This is a genomic window from Pseudarthrobacter sp. C4D7, from assembly GCF_013359725.1.
Taxonomy (GTDB): domain Bacteria; phylum Actinomycetota; class Actinomycetes; order Actinomycetales; family Micrococcaceae; genus Arthrobacter.
On sequence record NZ_JABFMW010000024.1, the window covers coordinates 15,200 to 34,092 of the forward strand.

At 67.1% G+C, this 18,893-nt stretch carries 15 protein-coding genes and 1 pseudogene; 7 read left to right on the forward strand and 9 right to left on the reverse strand.

Translation table 11 applies throughout. From position 1 onward, the window contains the following. Positions 1-75: 75 nt before the first annotated feature. Both HNO81_RS15315 and HNO81_RS15320 read left to right on the forward strand, forming a co-directional pair. A complete protein-coding gene (locus HNO81_RS15315; protein WP_026264985.1) occupies positions 76-375 on the forward strand; it encodes a type II toxin-antitoxin system VapB family antitoxin in 300 nt (99 codons plus the stop codon). Continuing rightward, positions 368-1,042, forward strand: a complete 675-nt coding sequence (locus HNO81_RS15320) for a LytR C-terminal domain-containing protein (protein WP_175318969.1) — start codon at positions 368-370, stop codon at positions 1,040-1,042. The genes HNO81_RS15315 and HNO81_RS15320 overlap by 8 nt, the downstream gene beginning before the upstream one ends. A 9-nt stretch (positions 1,043-1,051) precedes the next feature. Here the strand turns inward: HNO81_RS15320 and HNO81_RS15325 are convergent, their stop codons facing one another. Both HNO81_RS15325 and HNO81_RS15330 read right to left on the reverse strand, forming a co-directional pair. After that, positions 1,052-1,702: a TetR/AcrR family transcriptional regulator gene (locus tag HNO81_RS15325; protein WP_175318970.1), complete on the reverse strand. Its 651-nt coding sequence runs from the start codon at positions 1,700-1,702 to the stop codon at positions 1,052-1,054. 34 nt (positions 1,703-1,736) lie between these two features. Beyond that, positions 1,737-2,435 (reverse strand): DsbA family oxidoreductase, encoded by a 699-nt coding sequence (locus tag HNO81_RS15330; protein ID WP_175318971.1) that lies wholly within the window; start codon positions 2,433-2,435, stop codon positions 1,737-1,739. Positions 2,436-2,649: 214 nt separating this feature from the next. Between HNO81_RS15330 and HNO81_RS15335 the strand changes: the two genes are divergently transcribed. Both HNO81_RS15335 and HNO81_RS15340 read left to right on the forward strand, forming a co-directional pair. Continuing rightward, positions 2,650-3,711, forward strand: a complete 1,062-nt coding sequence (locus HNO81_RS15335) for a glycosyltransferase family 4 protein (RefSeq protein ID WP_175318972.1) — start codon at positions 2,650-2,652, stop codon at positions 3,709-3,711. Positions 3,712-3,770: 59 nt separating this feature from the next. Continuing rightward, positions 3,771-5,918 (forward strand): amylo-alpha-1,6-glucosidase, encoded by a 2,148-nt coding sequence (locus HNO81_RS15340; protein WP_175318973.1) that lies wholly within the window; start codon positions 3,771-3,773, stop codon positions 5,916-5,918. A gap of 43 nt (positions 5,919-5,961) precedes the next feature. Here HNO81_RS15340 and HNO81_RS15345 read toward each other — a convergent pair whose 3' ends face one another. Further along, positions 5,962-6,495 carry a GNAT family N-acetyltransferase gene (locus HNO81_RS15345; protein ID WP_175318974.1) on the reverse strand — a complete coding sequence of 178 codons (534 nt, stop codon included), beginning with the start codon at positions 6,493-6,495 and terminating at the stop codon, positions 5,962-5,964. A 16-nt stretch (positions 6,496-6,511) separates the two neighbouring features. Beyond that, the gene (locus tag HNO81_RS15350) at positions 6,512-7,471 is read right to left on the reverse strand and encodes a D-2-hydroxyacid dehydrogenase family protein (RefSeq protein WP_175318975.1); all 960 of its coding nucleotides are present in this window, start codon (positions 7,469-7,471) and stop codon (positions 6,512-6,514) included. Between the two features lie 142 nt (positions 7,472-7,613). Here HNO81_RS15350 and HNO81_RS15355 point away from each other — a divergent pair, with 142 nt between their 5' ends. After that, complete coding sequence (locus HNO81_RS15355) at positions 7,614-8,807, forward strand: MFS transporter (RefSeq protein ID WP_175318976.1); 1,194 nt, start codon at positions 7,614-7,616, stop codon at positions 8,805-8,807. A gap of 220 nt (positions 8,808-9,027) precedes the next feature. On the opposite strand, the gene aceB is transcribed toward HNO81_RS15355, so the two are convergent. Together aceB and aceA are read right to left on the reverse strand one after the other, a co-directional pair. Next, positions 9,028-10,680, reverse strand: coding sequence for a malate synthase A (gene aceB, locus HNO81_RS15360; protein ID WP_175318977.1), 1,653 nt, complete (start codon positions 10,678-10,680; stop codon positions 9,028-9,030). Between the two features lie 255 nt (positions 10,681-10,935). Continuing rightward, positions 10,936-12,252 (reverse strand): isocitrate lyase, encoded by a 1,317-nt coding sequence (aceA, locus tag HNO81_RS15365; RefSeq protein WP_175318978.1) that lies wholly within the window; start codon positions 12,250-12,252, stop codon positions 10,936-10,938. Between the two features lie 149 nt (positions 12,253-12,401). On the opposite strand from aceA, the gene HNO81_RS15370 reads away from it, so the two are divergent. After that, positions 12,402-13,913 carry a helix-turn-helix transcriptional regulator gene (locus HNO81_RS15370; protein ID WP_175318979.1) on the forward strand — a complete coding sequence of 504 codons (1,512 nt, stop codon included), beginning with the start codon at positions 12,402-12,404 and terminating at the stop codon, positions 13,911-13,913. Positions 13,914-14,050: 137 nt separating this feature from the next. Here HNO81_RS15370 and HNO81_RS15375 read toward each other — a convergent pair whose 3' ends face one another. From HNO81_RS15375 to HNO81_RS15385, 3 genes and pseudogenes are all read right to left on the reverse strand, one after another. Beyond that, on the reverse strand, positions 14,051-15,061 hold the full coding sequence (locus HNO81_RS15375; RefSeq protein ID WP_175319013.1) for a TAXI family TRAP transporter solute-binding subunit: 1,011 nt from the start codon (positions 15,059-15,061) through the stop codon (positions 14,051-14,053). Positions 15,062-15,106: 45 nt separating this feature from the next. Next, a pseudogene (locus tag HNO81_RS15380) lies at positions 15,107-16,504 on the reverse strand (sensor histidine kinase); the annotation flags it as partial. Beyond that, positions 16,501-17,172, reverse strand: a complete 672-nt coding sequence (locus HNO81_RS15385) for a response regulator transcription factor (RefSeq protein WP_175318980.1) — start codon at positions 17,170-17,172, stop codon at positions 16,501-16,503. The gene HNO81_RS15385 and the pseudogene HNO81_RS15380, both read right to left, overlap by 4 nt. Positions 17,173-17,405: 233 nt before the next feature. Here HNO81_RS15385 and HNO81_RS15390 point away from each other — a divergent pair, with 233 nt between their 5' ends. After that, positions 17,406-18,800: an MFS transporter gene (locus tag HNO81_RS15390; protein WP_175318981.1), complete on the forward strand. Its 1,395-nt coding sequence runs from the start codon at positions 17,406-17,408 to the stop codon at positions 18,798-18,800. Positions 18,801-18,893: the final 93 nt, after the last annotated feature.

Consider the following 18,893-nt stretch of genomic DNA (forward strand, 5'->3'; position numbering starts at 1 on the left):
TACTGTTTGGCCACAACCTGGTGCGGGCCCGCCCTGCCACTTTCGCTGGGGCACCGCGGTGCCTACTGTGGCATGGTGATATTCAAAGCTGTGGGCGAGGGCCGCCCTTACCCCGACCATGGTTACAGCACTCCCAAGCAGTGGGCCTCGCTGCCGCCGCGGCCGGTCCGTCTGGACGAACTCGTGACCACCAAACGCACCCTGGACCTGGAAGCGCTGCTGGCGGAAGACTCCACATTTTTCGGTGACCTGTTCCCGCATGTAGTGCAGTACCAAGGGACCCTCTACCTGGAGGACGGCCTCCACCGTGCGGTGCGGACCGCGCTGCACCAGCGCACCGCGATCCACGCCCGCGTCCTGGTGCTTGATGGCTAGCAAGCGGCTAAAGGACCCCGGCATCCTTCATGGCCACCATGTTGTTTCCGGACCTGAGCTGCGCGCCGCCATCGAAGTGGCGGGGGAGGGCGACGGGACCGCCAGGATCCGCCGCCGCACACTGCACGGCGTAGTGCTGGTGCTCCTGATCGGCCTGATCGCCGCAGGCATTATTCTGGCCCTGGCCATCATCAACGGCCGGCTGAAGCTGCCGTCGGCACAACCGGCCCCAACCCCTGTGGCCTCCTGCCCGGCGTCGATGTTCGACTACACGCCCACGGGCACGGTCAACGTCAACGTCTACAACTCCACCAGCCGGCCGGGCCTTGCCCGCTCCGCGGCGGATGAACTCCTGGCGCGGAGGTTCGTGGTGGGGAACGTGGCGAACATCAGCGCCGGTTACCGGGGCGTGGCCGCTGTCGTATCAGGCTCCGCAGGGCAGGCGTCGGCCTTCACGGTGCAGCGCCACGTGCCGGGATCCGACTACTTCCAGGACGGCAGGACCGACGCCAGCGTGGACGTCATCCTGGCGCAGGACTTCAAGGCGCTGGTCCCGCCGGAGCTGGTGGACCAGACCCCCGGCAGGCTCAGCTGCCCCCGGGAAAACCGGCGCACGGCGGATACGGACAAGCTGCCGGTCCTTCCCGCAGCAGCTCCCACTCCCTGACCGCCCGGCTCAGCCGGCCACAGCCGGAAGCTGGCCCACGCGGACGGGCCGCCCGCCGTCGTCGAACCTTGCTCCCGCGCCCAGCTGGATGAAGCGCACGGTCCGTGCCACGCGTGCCTCCAGTTCAGCCGTCTCGTCGCTGCCCCTCGCGGCGCTGGAGGACAGGGTGCCGAGGATCAGCTGGGACTGTTGGCCCACGTCCGCGGCCGGCAGGTAACCCTGCTCCATTCCGTCACGCAGGATGCCCTGCAGCAGGACGCTCAACTCGCCCACATGGTCGGAGAGTTTGGCGAACGACGACGGCGACAGCACCGCCCCCATGGCCGGCCCCGGCGGGAGGTGGCGCCGGCTGAGGTCAACCACCTGGGCGCGCACGTACAGGGCCAGCCGCTCCACCGGATTCTCCAGGCGGTTCAGCGATTCGCGCAGGTCGGACAGGAATTTTTCCGTCTCATCCAGGGCGTAGGAGATCAGGAGTTCCTCTATGTCCGCGTAGTAGTTGTACACGGCCGTGCGCCCCACGCCCGCATGCCGGGCCACGTCTGTCATGGTCAGCCCGGGGAGGCCGTGGGTGAACAGGAGCTCGCCAAAAGCGGTGAGGATACGGCGCTGGGTGTCTGCACGTTGTTCGGCATTCGTGGCCGCTGAAATCCTGGGCATACAGACACTTTACCGTGATGTGTCAGTAAAAGAGCTACATCGTGCAGCCGTCGGGACCGCAGGCTTGTGCGTCGGACGAATTGACCAGGACCAGGGGATGCGCGTCTTCCCATGCCTGGTTGAGGGCACTCGTGAACGTTTCGGTGGGCTGGGCGCCGGACAGCCCGAACTTCCGGTCGATCACAAAGAATGGAACGCCGCTGATTCCCAGCCCCCGGGCCTCCTGGAAATCGAGCCGGACCTCGTCCGAGTATTTGTCGGTGGTGAAGAGCTCCGCCACTTCTCCGGCGGGCAGGCCCAGGTCCCGGCCCAGGGAGGTCAGGTAATCCCGGCTGCCGATGTCCTTGCCGTGCTCGAAGTGGTCGCTGAGCAGGCGTTCCTTCGCCGCATCCTGCGTGCCATGGGCTGCCGCGAGGTGGATCAGGCGGTGGGCGGTGAAGCTGTTGGCCACCACCACCTGGTGGAACCGGTAATCCAGGCCTTCCCCCTTGGCCTGCTGGGCCACGTGGTCAAACATCTGCCTCACCTGGTTCTCCGGCATGCCCTTGCGGCTGCTCAGGTAGTCCAGTTCGGTCCCGTCATAGTGCTCGGGCAGTGAGGGGTCCAGCTGGTAGCTGCGCCACACCACCTCCACGGCTTCACGGTGGGGGAACGCAGCCAGGGCAGCCTCGAACCGGCGCTTGCCGATGAAGCACCACGGGCACGCAACGTCCGACCAGATCTCAATCTTCATGCCTTGCATAACCGGGGCGCCGGAGCGGCCATTCCGGCGCCTGCCGTGAGATGGGGCACATTCGGCCCTTGTGGCCGGGGACGTCCTGGGCAATAGTTCTGAGGTAGGTGAAGCAGACGCCATGGAAGTGCCGAATACCGCAGGACAGGTGTGCCCTGCAGATCTGTGTGCCTGGCGGCTGGGAGTCCGGGCCTCGTTTTTCTGGAGGCCGGAGATGCGTATCGGAGTTGTCGCAGGGCCGTGGATCCCCATTCCGCCGGTCACCTACGGCGGCATTGAAAGAGTGGTGGACACCCTGGCGCGCGGTTTCAGTGCGGCCGGACACGAAGTGCTGCTGGCGGCCCCGTCCGAAAGCACCTGCCCCGTTCCGCACGTGCCGGGAATGCGGCCGGCATCCCGGGACGAGCTGGGCCTGACGATGTCTGAGCTCAGCCACGTCATCCGGGCCTACCAGGGACTCCAGGATGTTGACATCATCCACGACCACACACTGGCCGGGCCGCTTCACGCACAACGGCCAGCGGCCATTCCCGTGGTCAGCACCATCCACGGGCCGCTCCACCAAGACGCCAGGGACGTGTACCGTGCCATGTCCCGCAACACCGCCATCGTGGCAATATCGCAGGACCAGGCCTCGCATGCCCAGGATGTCCCCGTTACACAGGTGATCCATCACGGGATGGATGTTGCCGATGTTCCGGTGGGAAGCGGACGCGGCGGTTACCTGTGCTTCGTTGGCCGTGCCTCCAGGGACAAAGGCCTGCTGGAGGCAATCACCATTGCGCGGCAGGCCGGCGTGCATCTCAAAATCGCGGTGAAAATGCGGGAACCTGATGAGATCCGCTACTTCCGAGAGGTCATCGAACCCATCCTTGGCCCCAACGAGGATTTCGTGGGGGAAGTGGACGATCACGCCAAGTACCGGCTGATGGGGGAGGCCATGGCATTCCTGACCCCTATCCAGTGGGCCGAACCATTTGGCCTGATGATGATCGAGGCGCTGGCCACCGGCACCCCTGTCCTCAGCACACGCATCGGCTCTGCCCCGGAAATCGTGGAGCATGGCCGCACTGGATTCCTGGGGGACACCCAGGAATTGACGGGCCTGGTGGGGGAAGCAGCAGGCCTGAGCAGGGAACGGTGCCGTGCCTCGGTGGAGGAGAGGTTCAGCGCCGGGCGGATGGTTGCCCAGTACCTGGGGCTTTTCCAACAACTGCTCGCCGGCAGATCGCCGGGAGGGGTTCCGGATGCCGCCCCCGTGCACCAGAATCGATAGGGCCATCACCGCATGTCCCGGTTCCCGGGATAGTTTCCCCTTGAGAAGGGAGTCCTCCCATGACCGCCTGGAACGAAGACATTGAGGCAGCCCGGACAGAATCGGGCTCTGTCACCGTGCTGGAGGGTTCCTCCTTCTGCATCTCGTCGGGCAGCGGTGACATCAGCCCCGACGCAGGCACGAACGGCGTCTTCTACCAGGACACCCGGATCATTTCCCGCTGGATGTTGAGGATCAACGGATCGCTGCGCGAACCCCTTTCCGCACAACGCCCGCAGCCGTTCGAGGCCACCTTTGTAGGCCGGGCGAAGTGGCCCGGCGGCAGGTTCGACAGCCCGCTGGTGGTACGCCAGGTCCGGCACATCGGGCCGGGCCTGCAGGACGACATCTCGCTGGAGAACTACGCATCCGAACCGGTGGAATGTGACATCGAGCTGCTGGTTGACGCGGACCAGGCAGACCTCTTCGACGTCAAGGGCGGACGCGCAACTGGGCCGGATGACACCACCCGGACCGTGTCGGAAGGCCGCCTGATCATCGAGGCCGCCAGGCATGGCCAGCAGCGGGGTTCCGCGATCGGGGCGCGGGGCGCGGACGTCAGCACCGATGGGTTGCGCTTCCGTGTCACCGTCCCGGCCCGGGGCAAGTGGGCCACCAGCGTCATCGTGGTGCCGCTGGTGAACGGGGAAGCACCCGAAAAGCCGTTCAAGGAAGGCCAGCTGCCCCACCACCGGGAGGGCGTGCAACGGCACCTGGCCTGGGAAGAGGGCGTGCCGCGGATCAGCATCCAGGACGCCCACCTCCAGGAAGCGCTGAACCGCAGCCAGAGCGATCTGGGCGCCCTGCGGATTTTCGATGCGCACCACCCGGAACGCGCCGCCGTCGCCGCCGGTGCGCCGTGGTTTATGGCGCTGTTCGGCAGGGACTCGCTGTTGACCTCCTACATGAGCCTGATGGTCAACCCCAACCTGGCGCTGGGGACCCTGCAGACCCTCGCCGGGATCCAGGGGAAGAAAGTGGACCCGGATTCGGAGGAGGAACCCGGCCGCATCCCGCATGAGGTCCGGCTGGGCGTCACCGCGGGCCTCTCCCTGGGCGGCAGTGCGTACTACGGTACCGCGGACGCCACCCCGCTGTTCGTGGCGGTCCTCGGTGAACTGAGCCGCTGGGGACTGTCCAGGGAAAAGATCCAGCCGCTCCTGGCCCACGCCGACCGTGCGCTGGAATGGATCGAAAAGTATGGCGACCGGGACGGTGACGGATTCGTCGAATACGCCCGCGCCAACGAGCACGGCCTGGTCAACCAGGGTTGGAAAGACTCCTGGGACGGGATCAATTTCGCGGACGGCACCATCGCCGAAGCACCGATTGCCCTGTGTGAGGTCCAGGCCTACGTCTACTCGGCCTACCTGGGCAGGTCGCTGCTGGCCCACTGGAGCGGCGACACCGCGTTGGAGATGCGGTGGGCGGACAAGGCAGCGGCGTTCAAAGAGGAATTCAACAAGAAGTTCTGGCTGCCGGACAAGGGATATTATGCCGTGGCGCTGGACAAGGACAAGCGGCCCGTCGACGCACTGACGTCCAACATCGGCCACTGCCTCTGGGCCGGCATCGCGGACGAAGACAAGGCGGTGTCCGTGATGGAGCACCTGATGTCGCCACAGATGTTCACCGGCTGGGGGATCCGCACGCTGGCCTCCGACATGGGCGCCTACAACCCCGTCAGCTACCACAACGGCTCCGTCTGGCCGCACGATACGGCGCTGGTTGCCACCGGCCTGATGCGCTACGGGTTCGTGGACGAAGCCAAACGGGTCGCCTTGGGAATCTTCGATGCGGCCGCGCATTTCAACGGCCGGCTCCCTGAACTGTTCTGCGGCTTTGACCGGGGCGAGTTCGCCGGCCCCGTGCCGTACCCCACTGCCTGTTCCCCCCAGGCGTGGGCTGCTGCCGCTCCTGTGCAGCTGGCGCGGATCCTGCTGAGGCTCGATCCCGTCTTTACCCGCGGGGTGGTGCACCTGGCGCCGATCCTGCCGGAGATCGTGGGCGCCTTCCGGGCGGAGAACGTCCTGCTGGACACCAGCCGGGTCACCATCACTGCGGAGGGAACGAAGGGAAACATCGAAGGGCTTCCGCCCGGGCTTAAGCTCCTGACGGAACCCCGCCCGCCCCTGGCCTACCCGCCCAACGGTGTGGCTGGCAGGTAGGCGCAGGGGCCGGGGCTTGGGTTGAACGGCGCCCTGGGCAGGGTCAGGGCAGGGCGCGTTCCAGGACGAAGTCGTGCTCAATGGTGCTGCCCAGCCCGAACGACTTGGTGCCCACTTTGTGGAATCCCGACTTCCCGTAGAAGCGGATGGCCCGGGCGTTCTGGCTGTTGACGCCCAGCCAGGCCCCGGCGGCACCGGATTCCGCGGCCGCCTCGAGGCTGGCGTGCATGAGTTCGGCAGCCGCGCCCAGTCCGTGATAGTCGGGGTGGACATAGCATTTGCTGATTTCCACTGACGGCAGCAGGGCCAGGACGGAGGCCACGTCCGGATCCGCTGCCGGCCTGTCCACCAGCAGGCTGTAGCCGAACAGCTCCCCGTCGCGGTCGATGACCAGGATGGTGACGTCCGGGTCTGCGAGATAGCCGCGGAAGTGCTCCTCGCTGAGCGTGTTGGCCAGGTGGGCGGCAATGTCGGCAGGCGACGACGACGGCGGGCAGGCCAGCGGAAAGGTGACAGCCGCCAGCGCGGCGAGCGGGCCGGCGTCGTCCGCTGTTGCCCGGCGGATGGTGTGGGTCATGCGGTGCCTCTCCAGGTCAGGCGGTGATGGTTCGGATGGGCGAGCCGGCAAGCCAGGCGGTGACGTCCTCCAGGGCGCCGCCATAGAACTGCCGGTAGCTTTCCTGCGTGACGTAGCCCAGGTGCGGGGAAAGCACCGTGTTCGGCGCGGCCAGGAGCGGGTGGCCGGCCTGGAGGGGTTCCTGGTCGAAGACGTCCAGGGCGGCGCCGCGGATCCACCCTTCGTTCAGGGCCTTGATCAGGGCCTCCTGGTCCACCAGCGGTCCACGGGCGGTGTTGACCAGGATTCCTTCGGGGCCCAGCAGCCGCAGCTCGGCCTCGCCCACGGTGTTCTCCGACCTGGGGGAGAGGCGCAGGTGGAGGGTGGCGACGTCGGACGCTGCGAAAAGCTCTTCCTTGGACACCATGCGTGCACCGGCCTCCGCGGCTGCCCCGGCTGTGAGGTTCTGGCTCCAGGCCACCACGTCCATGCCGAACGCCTGCCCATACGCGGCGATCCGCCGGCCAATCTTGCCCAGCCCCACGATCCCCAACGTTTTGCCGGCCAGCTCAAAGCCCACCGTCGACTGCCAGGTGCCCGCCCTGAGCGAGTTCTCCTCGGCGGGGAGGTGCCGGGCGATGGCCAGCAGGAGGGCCCAGGTCAGTTCGGGCGCGGCAGTGGGGGAGCCGGGCGTGCCGCACACCGTCACTCCATGCTCAGCCGCGGCGGCAACGTCGATGGCGGCGTTGGCCATGCCGGTGGTGACCAGCAGCTCAAGCGCCGGCAGTTGCTCGAAGACCTCACGGGGGAACGCTGTCCGCTCGCGCATGGCGATCACCATGGTGGCGTCACCCAGTGCCGAGACCAGGGCCTCCCGGGAGGCAAAGGGCTTCCGGTATGACGTCACTGTGACCCCTTGCGCTTCCAGCGCTGCGAAGTCGGCGAAGCCGCTGGCCACGTCCTGGTAGTCGTCGAGGATGGCTAGGCGGTGGGTCATCAGTGTCCTTCGCGGGGTCCTGCGTCCTGGGGTCAGGTTCATCGTATGGCAGGCCCGGTCCGGAGGGAGCCTGAAACCCCAGCAACGCGGAGCGTGATAGCAATGGAGTGATGAAGCCACGCCCATTCCCGATTATGGCCCTGTGAGCGGCCGCGTCCTGTCCCGCATCCCGAAAAGCTGGGTCCTGCTGGCCTGCATCGGCCTGCTGGCGCTGAACCTCCGGGGTCCCTTCGTTGCCGTTGCACCGCTGGTGGACCTCATGCAGGCCGAGCTGCACTTTTCACCGGTCATGCTGGGGCTGCTGACCAGCATCCCCGTACTGTGTTTTTCGCTGGCGGCTCCGCTGGCGTCCCTGGCGGCCCGGAAATTCGGTGCCGAGTTCGCCGTGACGTTAACCATCCTGGGGGTGCTGGCGGGCGTCCTGCTCCGCTCCGCGGGAGGACCGGCCCTGGTGGTGGCCGGAACGGTGGTCATTGGAGTGGCCATCACCGTGGGCAACATTGCGGTGCCGCTGATCATCCGCCGCGATTTTGCGCCGCGGCGGCAGGGGACCGCGATGGGGATCTATACGGCAGCGCTGAACATCGGGTCATTCCTGACCTCGGTGATCATGGCCCCGCTGGCGGCAGTGACGGGATGGCGGCTGGCCCTGGCCGCTGTGGCCGTCCTGGCCGTTGCGGCGGTGGCGGTGTGGGTGCTGGCCGTGGGGCCGCGGACGGCTTTCCTGGCCAAGGCCGAGGACGGCGGGGACACGCCCCGGGTGCCGGCAAACCGGTCCGGATGGACTACCTTCGGACTCACTGCCGGCTTCGGCGGCCAGGCTTTCTCCTACTACGGCGTCACGGCGTGGCTGCCCAGCTACCTGCACGACGAACTGGGAATGAACGCGGCCCAGGCCGGCGCCGCGTCCTCCATTTTCCAGATCCTGGCCATCGTGGGCGGGCTCGGCGTGCCCTTCGCGGCCAAATACCTGAGTACGACGGCGGTGGCGGTCACCCTGGGTTCGCTGTGGCTTGCCGTCCCGGTGGGACTGCTTTTCCTGCCGCAACTGTGGTGGCTGTGGTCCACGTCCGGCGGCATCGCGCAGGGCGGCGGCATCACGCTGATCTTCATTGCCATCATCAAGCTGGCCCGCGACCAGGCCTCGGCAGGCCGGATGTCCGCAACTGTCCAGGGCCTGGGTTACTGCCTCGCCGCCGTGGCGCCCCCGCTGGTGGGCTTTGTGCACGACAACTCCGGATCGTGGACGCCGGCCCTGCTGGTCATCCTGGCGTCGGTGCTCACCTTCTTCGTCAGCACCACCCTGTCCGTGCGGCAGGTGCCCAAGGGGCGCTGAGGCGAGGCCCGCCGTCGTACGTTCCCCTGCACGCCCGCTCACTTAACGCAACACAAACGACGACGCCCGCTCACCTATTGCAGCCAATACGACGACGCCCGCTCACTTTCCTGGCGAAAGTGAGCGGGCGTTGTGGGTGGTGCTCCGCCGCCGGGCCGGCGCCCCGGATTTCGGGGAGCCTGTTGCGGAGGGCGTGCCGGCCCGGCAGACGGAATTCCGGTTACGCCGCGGCGAGCTCCTCGACGGTGGCCTTTTCACGGGCCTCCGTCAGGTAGCGGGCGTAAGCGGGGAGGGTGAGGAAAGAGGGGAATTCGCGGCTGAGCGTGACCTCTTCGAAGATGTCGCGGGCGTCCTCGAAGCGGTCGCCGTCAAAGCGCTCCAGCCGGGCGAATTCCTCGTCCAGCAGTTCCTCCACCCACTCATGGCTGACGATCTCGCCCTGGTCCGTGATGGCCCGGGCGTAGATCCATTGCCACAGCTGCGAGCGCGAGATCTCGGCCGTGGCGGCGTCCTCCATGAGGTTATGGATGGCCACCGCACCGTTCCCGCGGAGCCAGGATTCGATGTAGCGGATGCCCACTTCGATGTTGTTCCGGATGCCCTGTTCGGTGATCGTGCCGGTGGTGGCGGCAACGTCGATCAGGGCGCGGTCGTCCGGGATGACATCCTCGCGGAGCCGGTCCAGCTGGTTCGGCTTGCTGCCCAGGACGCCGTCGAACACTTCGCGGCACACGGGCACCAGGTCCGGATGCGCCACCCAGGAGCCGTCGAAGCCGTCATTGGCCTCGCGGGTCTTGTCTGCGCGGACCTTCTCCAGGGCGTTGGCGTTGGCCTCCGGGTCCTTGCGGTTGGGGACGGCTGCTGCCATGCCGCCGATGGCCATGGCGCCGCGCTTGTGGCAGGCGCGGACCAGCTGTTCGGTGTAGGCGCGCATGAAGGGCTGGGTCATGGTCACCTGGCCGCGGTCCGGCAGGACGAAGCGGGGGCCGCGGGTACGGAAGTTCTTGATCAGGGAGAAGATGTAGTCCCAGCGGCCGGCGTTCAGGCCGGCGGCGTGGTCGCGCAGTTCGTAGAGGATTTCCTCCATTTCGAACGCTGCGGTGATGGTCTCGATCAGCACCGTGGCGCGGATGGTGCCCTGCGGGATGCCGAGCAGGTCCTGGGCCAGGATGAAGATGTCGTTCCACAGCCGGGCTTCGAGGTGGTTCTCGATCTTGGGCAGGTAGAAGTAGGGGCCCTTGCCCTGGGCGAGCAGGCGGCGGGCGTTGTGGAAGAAGAACAGGCCGAAGTCCACGATGCCGCCGGCGATGGGCTGGCCGTCCACGAGCATGTGCTTCTCCGGCAGGTGCCAGCCGCGCGGGCGGACCACAATGGTGGGCAGGTCCCCGGCGGGCTTCAGCTTGTACTCCTTGCCCTCTTCGCTGGTGAAGTCGATCCGGCGCTCCAGGGCGTCCGTCAGGTTCAGCTGGCCCTTGAGGACGTTCCGCCACGTGGGGGTGGAGGAATCCTCCATGTCCGCCAGCCACACCTTGGCGCCCGAGTTCAGCGCGTTGATGGTCATCTTTTTGTCCACCGGGCCCGTGATTTCGACGCGGCGGTCCTCCAGGCCCGGTGCCGGGGGAGCGACCCGCCACGAGGAGTCATTGCGGATGTGCTCGGTCTCCCGCAGGAACCGCGGGTCCGCTCCAGCGGCGATGTCAGCCCGCCGGGTGCGCCGCGCCTGCAGCAGTTCCTGCCGCCGTTCGGCGGTAGCCCGGTGCAGCTTTGCAATGAAGGACAGTGCATCCGGGGTCAGAACCTCGTCCTGCCGGCAAATGGGCTGGGCAGTCATGGTGATGCCGTTGATCGTGAAGCTGTCGGTGAAGCTGTTCATCTCAGTCTCCTTAAAGACGGAAGGGAAGTTCGACGGCGGGACTTGCCTGGGTGGGGCCGGGAAGGGAAATCCTCCGCGTGCCATCCCCATCCCCGGCGTAAGACCTCGCAAAGCTCGGTCGACGCCGGGGACAGGGCCCCTTTACGCACGCTTCCGGATTCCCCCTCCCGGCCCTCGACGGCCACGCTTGGGCGAGTGCCGCCGTCGTGCCTCTTCGGTGAGCGAAGCGAACGGCTCACCTTGGGCGGCTGGGGATTAGTGGAACTGTCCCTCTTCGGTCGATCCGACCAATGCGAGGGTGGACGCGTTCGGGTTTAGCGCCGTGGAGATGGTGTCGAAGTAGCCGGTGCCGACTTCGCGCTGGTGCTTGGTTGCGGTGTAGCCGCGGGACTCGGAGGCGAATTCCTTTTCCTGGAGTTCGACGTAGGCGCTCATGCCTTCACGGGCGTAACCGTGGGCGAGGTCGAACATCGAGTAGTTCAGGGCGTGGAACCCGGCTAGGGTGATGAACTGGAACGTGAAGCCCATGGCGCCGAGTTCGCGCTGGAACTTGGCGATGGTGGCGTCGTCCAGGTGCTTGCGCCAGTTGAACGACGGGGAGCAGTTGTAGGAGAGCATCTGGTCCGGGAACTCGGCCTTGACGGATTCGGCGAACTTGCGGGCCAGTTCCAGGTCCGGGGTGCCGGTTTCCATCCAGATGAGGTCGGAGTACGGGGCGTAGGCCTTGGCGCGGGCGATGCAGGGTTCGATGCCGTTGCGGACCTTGTAGAAGCCTTCCGCCGTGCGCTCGCCGGTGATGAATTCCTGGTCGCGCTCGTCCACGTCGGAGGTGATCAGGGTGGCGGCTTCGGCGTCGGTGCGGGCGATGACGACGGTGGGAGTGCCGGCGACGTCGGCGGCGAGGCGGGCGGCGTTCAGGGTGCGGACGTGCTGCTGGGTGGGGATCAGTACCTTGCCGCCGAGGTGGCCGCACTTCTTCTCCGAGGCGAGCTGGTCCTCCCAGTGAACACCGGAGGCGCCGGCCTGGATCATGGATTTCATGAGTTCGTAGGCGTTCAGCGGGCCGCCGAAGCCGGCTTCGGCGTCGGCAACGATCGGGACCAGCCAGTCCTCGACGGTCTGGATGCCTTCGGAGAATTCGATCTGGTCCGCACGGAGCAGGGCGTTGTTGATGCGGCGGACCACGGTGGGGACGGAGTTGGCCGGGTAGAGCGACTGGTCCGGGTAGGTGTGGCCGGAGTTGTTGGCGTCCGCGGCGACCTGCCAGCCGGAGAGGTAGATGGCGCGCAGCCCGGCTTTGACCTGCTGCACGGCCTGGTTGCCGGTAAGGGCGCCCAGGGCATTGGTGTAGCCGCCGGTCTTGTGTTCTTCGGTGAGCTGCTTCCACAGCTTTTCCGAGCCGCGGCGAGCCAGCGTGTGCTCTTCGGAGACGCGGCCGCGGAGACGGACGACGTCGGAGGCTGAGTAGTCCCGGGTCACACCTTCCCAGCGGGGGTTGGCGGCCCACTCGAGCTCCAGGGCGGCGGCCTGCTCTTCGGGCGTCTGCTGGGTGGGCTCAAATGCTGCAGTCATCGTTGATCTCCTTGATTGAGCTCCGGACGGGGTAGGTGGGAACCGCCTCGTTGAGGTTCCCACCGGCTCTTCCGGTGCGGTGTTTCTTTCCGTGACAACTACTTTTCAGCACTTTCAACCCCCTTTCTAGAGAAAAACTATGGAAAGAAATGCACTTCTTCACGTATTCTTCAGAAATGTCGCCTTCAAGCTGGAGCAGGGACGTTTCCCGGCCACCGTCAGCCGCCGCAGCGGAACTGGACGTCATCGCGCTGGGCCGCCGCGTCCGCCATCTCCGCAAACAAGCCGGGCTCACCCTGGATGACCTGAGCGCCGCCGTCGGCACTGCTCCCAGCCAGCTGAGCCTGATTGAAAACGGCAAGCGCGAGCCCAAACTGACGCTGCTGCAGCACCTGGCAGCGGCGCTGAACGTCAGCATCGACCAGCTGCTCGGGGCTGAGCCGCCCAGCCGCCGCGCCGCCCTCGAAATCGAGCTGGAACGGTACCAGCGCGGGCCGCTGTATGAGTCGCTGAACCTGCCAAAAATCCGCATCAGTTCGCGGCTTCCGCTGGATGTGCTGGAGGCCCAGGTGGGGCTGCTGCACGAGCTGGAACGGAAGATGAACGAGCAGGTGGCCACCCCGGAGGAAGCCCGCCGCGCCAACGGTGAACTCCGGGCCATGATGCGGGAACGCGGCAACTATTTCCCGGAGTACGAGGCAGAGGCGCAGAAGGTCCTCAAGGAGGTGGGCTACACCACCGGCCCGCTCAGCCAGCACGTCATCGCGGACATCGCCGAGCACCTTGGGTTTACCCTCCACCATGTGGGGGATTTGCCGCATTCCACCCGGTCCGTGACGGATTTGAAGAACCGCAAAATTTACCTGACGCAGAGCCAGCGGCAGGACCACGACCCCCGTTCGGTGCTGCTGCAGGCCCTGGGCCACTACGTCCTGGGCCATGAGACGCCTAAAAACTACGGTGACTTCCTGGCCCAGCGGGTAGCCACCAACTATTTCGCCGCAGCACTGCTCCTGCCCGAGCAGGCCACGGTTGAATTTCTGCAAAAAGCCAAAGCGGCCAAGGAAATCGCCGTGGAGGACATCCGGGACGCGTTCGCGGTGTCCTACGAGACCGCAGCACACCGCTTCACCAACCTGGCCACCAAGCACCTGGGCCTCACCACACATTTCCAGAAGACGCACCAGAGCGGCATCATCTACAAGGCCTACGAGAACGACGGCGTGAACTTCCCCCAGGACCACACCGGAGCCATCGAGGGCCAGCCGTCGTGCAAGGCCTGGACCTCCCGTGCCGTGTTCGACGTGCCGGACAAGTTCAGCGCCTACAGCCAGTACACCGACACACCCTCCGGAACCTACTGGTGCACCGCCCGTACCGAACGGTCCACCAGCGGCGAATTCTCGCTCAGCATCGGCGTGCCGTACCAGCATGTGAAGTGGTTCCGGGGCCGCGAAACCACCGCCCGGGCCACGTCCAACTGCCCGGATCCGACCTGTTGCAAGCGGCCTCCCGCCGAGCTGACAAGCCAGTGGGCCGGCAACGCCTGGCCGTCCGCCCGGGCGCACTCGCACCTGCTCGCCGCGATGCCTCCCGGAGCTTTCCCCGGCGTGGACGAGACCGAGGTGTACAGCTTCCTGCAGACCCACTCCGGGTCATAGGACACCCTTCAGCTTCCGCCCGTTTCCTCCCGGCGCCGCATAACTTTCCTGCAAAAGGTGAGTGGGCGTTGGGGTTTTAGCCACCAAAAGTGAGCAGGCGTTGGAGGATCTCCTGCGAAAGGTGAGCGGGCGTGGGGTCAGCCGTGGAGTGCCCGGTACGCGGCCGCGGCGGCGGGGTGCAGGGGGACGCCGGCGGTGTTGATGAGGCTCTCCGCGCTGAGGAACTGCACGCCCAGGCTGGACTGCGGAATGAGTTCGGCGGCGGAGTGCACCAGGAGCTGGACGGTCCGCTCCACCGTGGCGTCGTCCAGATCCCGCCGGCAGAGCAGCAGGTTGGGTGCGCCCACCGTCCACACCGCTGGGATGCCCGGATAGCTGCCCTCCGGAACCAGGACACGGTCGTACAGCCCGCCGTACCGCCGTCGAAGTTCCGGCAGCAGCCCGGACAGGTCCAGGAGCCCCAGCGCAACGTCCTGCTGTGCGGCGGCGACGGCGGCAGTGGGCACGCCGCCGGACCAGAACAGGGCATCCACCGTCCCCGCCTTCAGTGCGGCGATGCCGTCATTCAGGCCGAGATGTTCCACGGCGGCTGTTCCGGCGGAGGGGGCGGAGGACTCCGGCGCGGTCCCCAAGCCGGCCGCTTCCAGCAGCCGGGGAGTGGTGAGCGAGGTGCCGGACCCGGGCTGCCCCACAGCAACCCGCCGCCCCGCCAGCCCGGCGATGTCCCGGATTCCGCTGTCCTTCCGCACGACGCAGTGGACGTAGTTCTCGTAGACCTTTCCGACGGCGGTGATCTCCGATTCGTCTCCACCTGCCTGGCCGGCCGCATCGGCGAGGGCCACGGCAAAGGCGGCGCGTCCCGCCTTCAGCTCGGCGATGTTGTCCAGGCTTCCGCCGGTGGCCTCCGCGCGGGCATGGCCGGCCACGCCGTGGCGTTCAAGCGCCGCGGCCAGGAGGGTTGAAAACTCAAGGTAGAAGCCACCCGGTTCACCGCCGGCCACCACAAGGTCCGCCGGCCGCTCCCCGCCGGTACACGCCGCGAGGGCGGGCGGAAGGCCGGCCGCGAGTCCGACGGCGAAAACCGACTTGAGTACGGACCGCCGCGGCGGCTGCGGGGCGGCTCCGTCCGGGGCAGGTGGCCTACGCATGGGCACCGCCGCTGCCGGCGTCCGGAAGCGCACGGTGGCCCGGGTCGAGGGGAATTCGAGCCTGGCGGCGAGCCCATGCGGAGCCGCTTCGGCCAGCACCAGGCGGCCGCCGTTGGCCGCGGCGAGCTCACCCACGATGGTCATTCCAAGCCCGGTTCCGGGGACTGATGAATGCCGGGGGGAGCGCCAGAACCTGGTGGCGGCCGAGGCCCGCTCCGGGGCGGGAAGCCCTGGACCGTCGTCGGATATCTCCACCACCACCCTGTCCCCGCCAGGCTTGACCGCGGCGGTCACGGTAGCGCCGGGGGCGTACTTGAGGGCGTTGTTGATGAGTTCAGCCGCCATCTGGGCCAGCTCCGCCGGGTGGCAGGAAACCAGTGCCGGCGGCTGCGGCGGCGGGGAGAGGGCCAACCGGCACCCTGCCTGTTCCGCCAGCGGCGCGGCCCGTTCGATCTCCCCTTGGAGGACAGGATAGGGGTCCACCGGATCCGGCGCCGGAAGGTCCTCCAGGTTGCCGGCGGCCCGCAGGTACCCCTCGGAGGCCCGGTGCTCTGCGGCCGCCAGCTTCAGTACCCCGTCCAGGATCTCCTCCACCCGGTCCAGCTCCGCCACGGCGCGTTCGGCCGCGTCATGTTCGCGGGCCGTCTTCAGTTCAAGCTGAAGCAGGTCCAGCCGGAGCCGGAGCGCCCCTACCGGGTTGCGCAGCTGGTGTGACGCGTCCGCAATCAACTGCCGTTGCGCTGCCATGCTGGCGCTCACGGTGCGGGCCATCACGGTGAAGGAACGGCTCAGTTCCCGCAGCTCCGGTGGCCCGTCCTCCGGAAGGCGGCCCGCCCGGCCGGTCCGCTCCAGTTCATGCACCGCCGAGTTCAGCCGCTGGACGGGCCGGAGGACCCAGCCAGTCACCCGGGCCGCGCCCAGCAGGAGGACGGCGGCAAGGGCCAGCGCTGCCAGGCCCACGGCAAACCACCGTTCCCGGAGTTTCTGCCGGGCGGCGCCGGCGTCCACGTCCAGCACCACGGCTCCGAGCACCTGGCTGGCGCTGCCGAACGGACGGAAGATGACCCGCGGGCCGGAGCTGAAGGGTTCCAGCGGTTCCAGGGCCGTGTTGCTGACGTTCAACCGGGCAAGGGAGAGTGCATCCTGCACGTCGGGCCGGTCCGCAGCCAGGCTGCCGGATTGAAGGACGGCCTGCTGGACGCGCACCACGATGCCCTCCCCGTACAACCCGGAGTACGTGTCCATTTCCCGCTGGAGCCGAGCGGTGTCGCCGTCGGCGGAGGCATCGAAGGCCACCTGCGCCAGCCGGTTCAGGGAGGCTGCGCGATTGATCTGCAGCTCCTGGGTCAGCTCGCGGGACGCGGACGTGAGGATGGTGCCAGAGATCAGGAACACCACCGCCAAACAGAGCACGCTGAGCACGCCCAGCACCCGCAGCCTCATGATCCGGCCGCCTCCACGCGGTAACCCACCCCGCGGACGTTGATGATGAAGCCGGGCTTTTGCAGTTTTGCCCGCAGCCCCGTGAGGTGGACGTCCAGCGAGCGGGAGGAGGCAAGGAAAGCGTCGCCCCAGAGGGTGTCCAGGATCTGTTCGCGGGTGACGACCGAGCCGGCATGGCGTGCCAGCAGGGCGAGGAGTTCGAACTCCGTGGCGGTCAGGGCCAGCGGCAGGCCGGCTTTGGAAGCGGAGTGCCGGTTCAGGTCCACCGCCACGTCGCCGAGCACGATGACGTGCTCCTGCGACATGCCGCCACCGCGTCCGGCCCGCCGCGTCACCGCTTCGATCCGCGCCAGCAGTTCCACCAGCTTGACCGGCTTGACCAGGTAGTCGTCCGCGCCGGAGCGGAGGCCCAGCACCACGCTGCGCTCGTCATCGCGCGCGGTCAGGATCAGGATGGGAACGTCGGTGACCTGGCGGAGTTTGCGGAGGACCTCCAGCCCGTCCATGTCCGGCAGCCCCAGATCCAGGAGGATCACCTGGAAATTGCGGTGGGCCAGCAGGGCGTCCGCGCCCCGCGCCAGCCGCTGCGGATGGTGCCCGGCGCTTTCGACGGCGGCGGTGAGGGCACCGGCCATGGCGTCGTCATCCTCGACGATGAGCACGTCCATGGCCATTCCTTGCTCTTGCAGCGGTCTCCGGATCATCCCCCGCCTCAGGAGACTACCGCCTGCGGAAAGGTTTTGCCCGACGGCGGCGGGCCGGCCGGGGAGGGACACGCGGGTTAAACCTAAGGAAGTGTTAGGAAATGCCCCGCGGCGTTGGCTGTGCAGTGGATCACCCATACCGTGGATGGGGCCCTCCGGCGTTGGAGGACGCACGTCACATTAGGAGGAACTCACTGATGAGCACCCAACAAACCGCGCCCCTGTCGGAGGCGGCCCAGACCCGGCGGGCCGTGGGCAACATCCTGAAGGGTTCCGCAGGCAACCTTGTGGAGTGGTACGACCTCTACGTCTACACCGTCTTCGCCGCCTACTTCCAGTCCCACTTCTTCAACTCCAAGGATGACCTGCAGGCCGGGCTCGAGGCCATGGCCGTCTTCTCGACGTCGTTCCTGATGCGCCCCATCGGCGCCTGGTTCTTCGGCCGCTACGCCGACCGGAAAGGCCGCAAGGCGGCGCTGACCCTGAGCGTGACCATGATGTCCGCAGGTTCCTTCGCCATCGCGGTGCTGCCCACCCAGGACGTCATCGGGCTGTGGGCCATGATCCTGCTGGTGCTCATCCGCGTGATCCAGGGCTTCTCCGTGGGCGGCGAGTACGGAACCAGCGCCACCTACATGTCCGAGGCAGCCACCACCAAGCGCCGCGGGTTCTTCTCCAGCTTCCAGTACGTCACGCTGATCGGCGGCCAGATGCTGGCCCTGCTGGTCCTGGTAGTCCTGCAGAACGTCATGCCCAAGGGCGACCTCGGCGAGTGGGGCTGGCGCATCCCGTTTGCGATCGGCGGTGTGGCCGCCCTGGTGGTGCTGTGGCTCCGCCGGTCCATGGAGGAAACCGTCTCCGAGGAGCAGATCGAGGCAGCCAAGGTCCCCGCCGTTGCCGGCCAGGCCCAGCCGGGCACCATGAAGCTGCTGTTCACCAGCTACTGGAAGCCGCTGCTGATCTGCATCGGCATCACCCTTGGCGGCACCGTGGCGTTCTACACCTACACAAACTTCATCCTGAAGTTCATGAATGACACCTCCGGCATCGCCAAGACCGACACCTCCGTGATCAACTTCTGGGCGCTGTTCATCTTCATGCTGCTCCAGCCGGTCTACGGCATCATCTCGGACAAGGTGGGCCGCAAGCCGCTCCTGCTCTGGTTCGGCATCACCGGCGTGCTCTTCACCTGGCCGCTGCTCTCCACCCTGGCCGGCACCAAGGATCCCTTCATGGCGTTCCTGCTGATGATGGGCGGCCTGCTGATCGTGGGCGGCTACACCTCCATCAACGCCCTGGTGAAGGCCGAACTCTTCCCCGCCTCCATCCGCGCGCTTGGCGTCGGCCTGGGCTACGCCATCGCCAACTCACTTTTCGGCGGCACCGTCCCGCTGATCGGTGCGGCACTGCAGAAGGCCGGCCAGGAAGAACTGTTCTTCACCTACGTCACCGTGGCCATCGCCATCTCGCTGCTGGTCTACATCTTCGCGCTGAAGAACAAGAAGTCCACACACCTGGACCACGAACAGGGCCACGCCTGGGAGCAGTCTCCGCAGGACGGCGGCAAGGATAAGGACCCGCTGGGCGTTTAGTCCGGATGGCACCAGGGGTGCCTGTTTCCAAAGGAGGCGTACGACGCCGGCTGCCGGGCCGCCGTCGTACGCCTCCTTTGTGATGCAACGGGA

What these genes read in the sequence shown, in the direction of transcription:
- HNO81_RS15320 (WP_175318969.1), top strand. Translation starts at nt 368, where the DNA reads ATGGCTAGCAAGCGGCTAAAGGACCCCGGCATCCTTCATGGCCACCAT.
- HNO81_RS15325 (WP_175318970.1), bottom strand. Translation starts at nt 1,702, where the DNA reads ATGCCCAGGATTTCAGCGGCCACGAATGCCGAACAACGTGCAGACACC.
- HNO81_RS15330 (WP_175318971.1), bottom strand. Translation starts at nt 2,435, where the DNA reads ATGAAGATTGAGATCTGGTCGGACGTTGCGTGCCCGTGGTGCTTCATC.
- HNO81_RS15335 (WP_175318972.1), top strand. Translation starts at nt 2,650, where the DNA reads ATGCGTATCGGAGTTGTCGCAGGGCCGTGGATCCCCATTCCGCCGGTC.
- HNO81_RS15340 (WP_175318973.1), top strand. Translation starts at nt 3,771, where the DNA reads ATGACCGCCTGGAACGAAGACATTGAGGCAGCCCGGACAGAATCGGGC.
- HNO81_RS15345 (WP_175318974.1), bottom strand. Translation starts at nt 6,495, where the DNA reads ATGACCCACACCATCCGCCGGGCAACAGCGGACGACGCCGGCCCGCTC.
- HNO81_RS15350 (WP_175318975.1), bottom strand. Translation starts at nt 7,471, where the DNA reads ATGACCCACCGCCTAGCCATCCTCGACGACTACCAGGACGTGGCCAGC.
- aceB (WP_175318977.1), bottom strand. Translation starts at nt 10,680, where the DNA reads ATGAACAGCTTCACCGACAGCTTCACGATCAACGGCATCACCATGACT.
- aceA (WP_175318978.1), bottom strand. Translation starts at nt 12,252, where the DNA reads ATGACTGCAGCATTTGAGCCCACCCAGCAGACGCCCGAAGAGCAGGCC.
- HNO81_RS15370 (WP_175318979.1), top strand. Translation starts at nt 12,402, where the DNA reads ATGCACTTCTTCACGTATTCTTCAGAAATGTCGCCTTCAAGCTGGAGC.
- HNO81_RS15375 (WP_175319013.1), bottom strand. Translation starts at nt 15,061, where the DNA reads ATGCGTAGGCCACCTGCCCCGGACGGAGCCGCCCCGCAGCCGCCGCGG.
- HNO81_RS15385 (WP_175318980.1), bottom strand. Translation starts at nt 17,172, where the DNA reads ATGGACGTGCTCATCGTCGAGGATGACGACGCCATGGCCGGTGCCCTC.
- HNO81_RS15390 (WP_175318981.1), top strand. Translation starts at nt 17,406, where the DNA reads ATGAGCACCCAACAAACCGCGCCCCTGTCGGAGGCGGCCCAGACCCGG.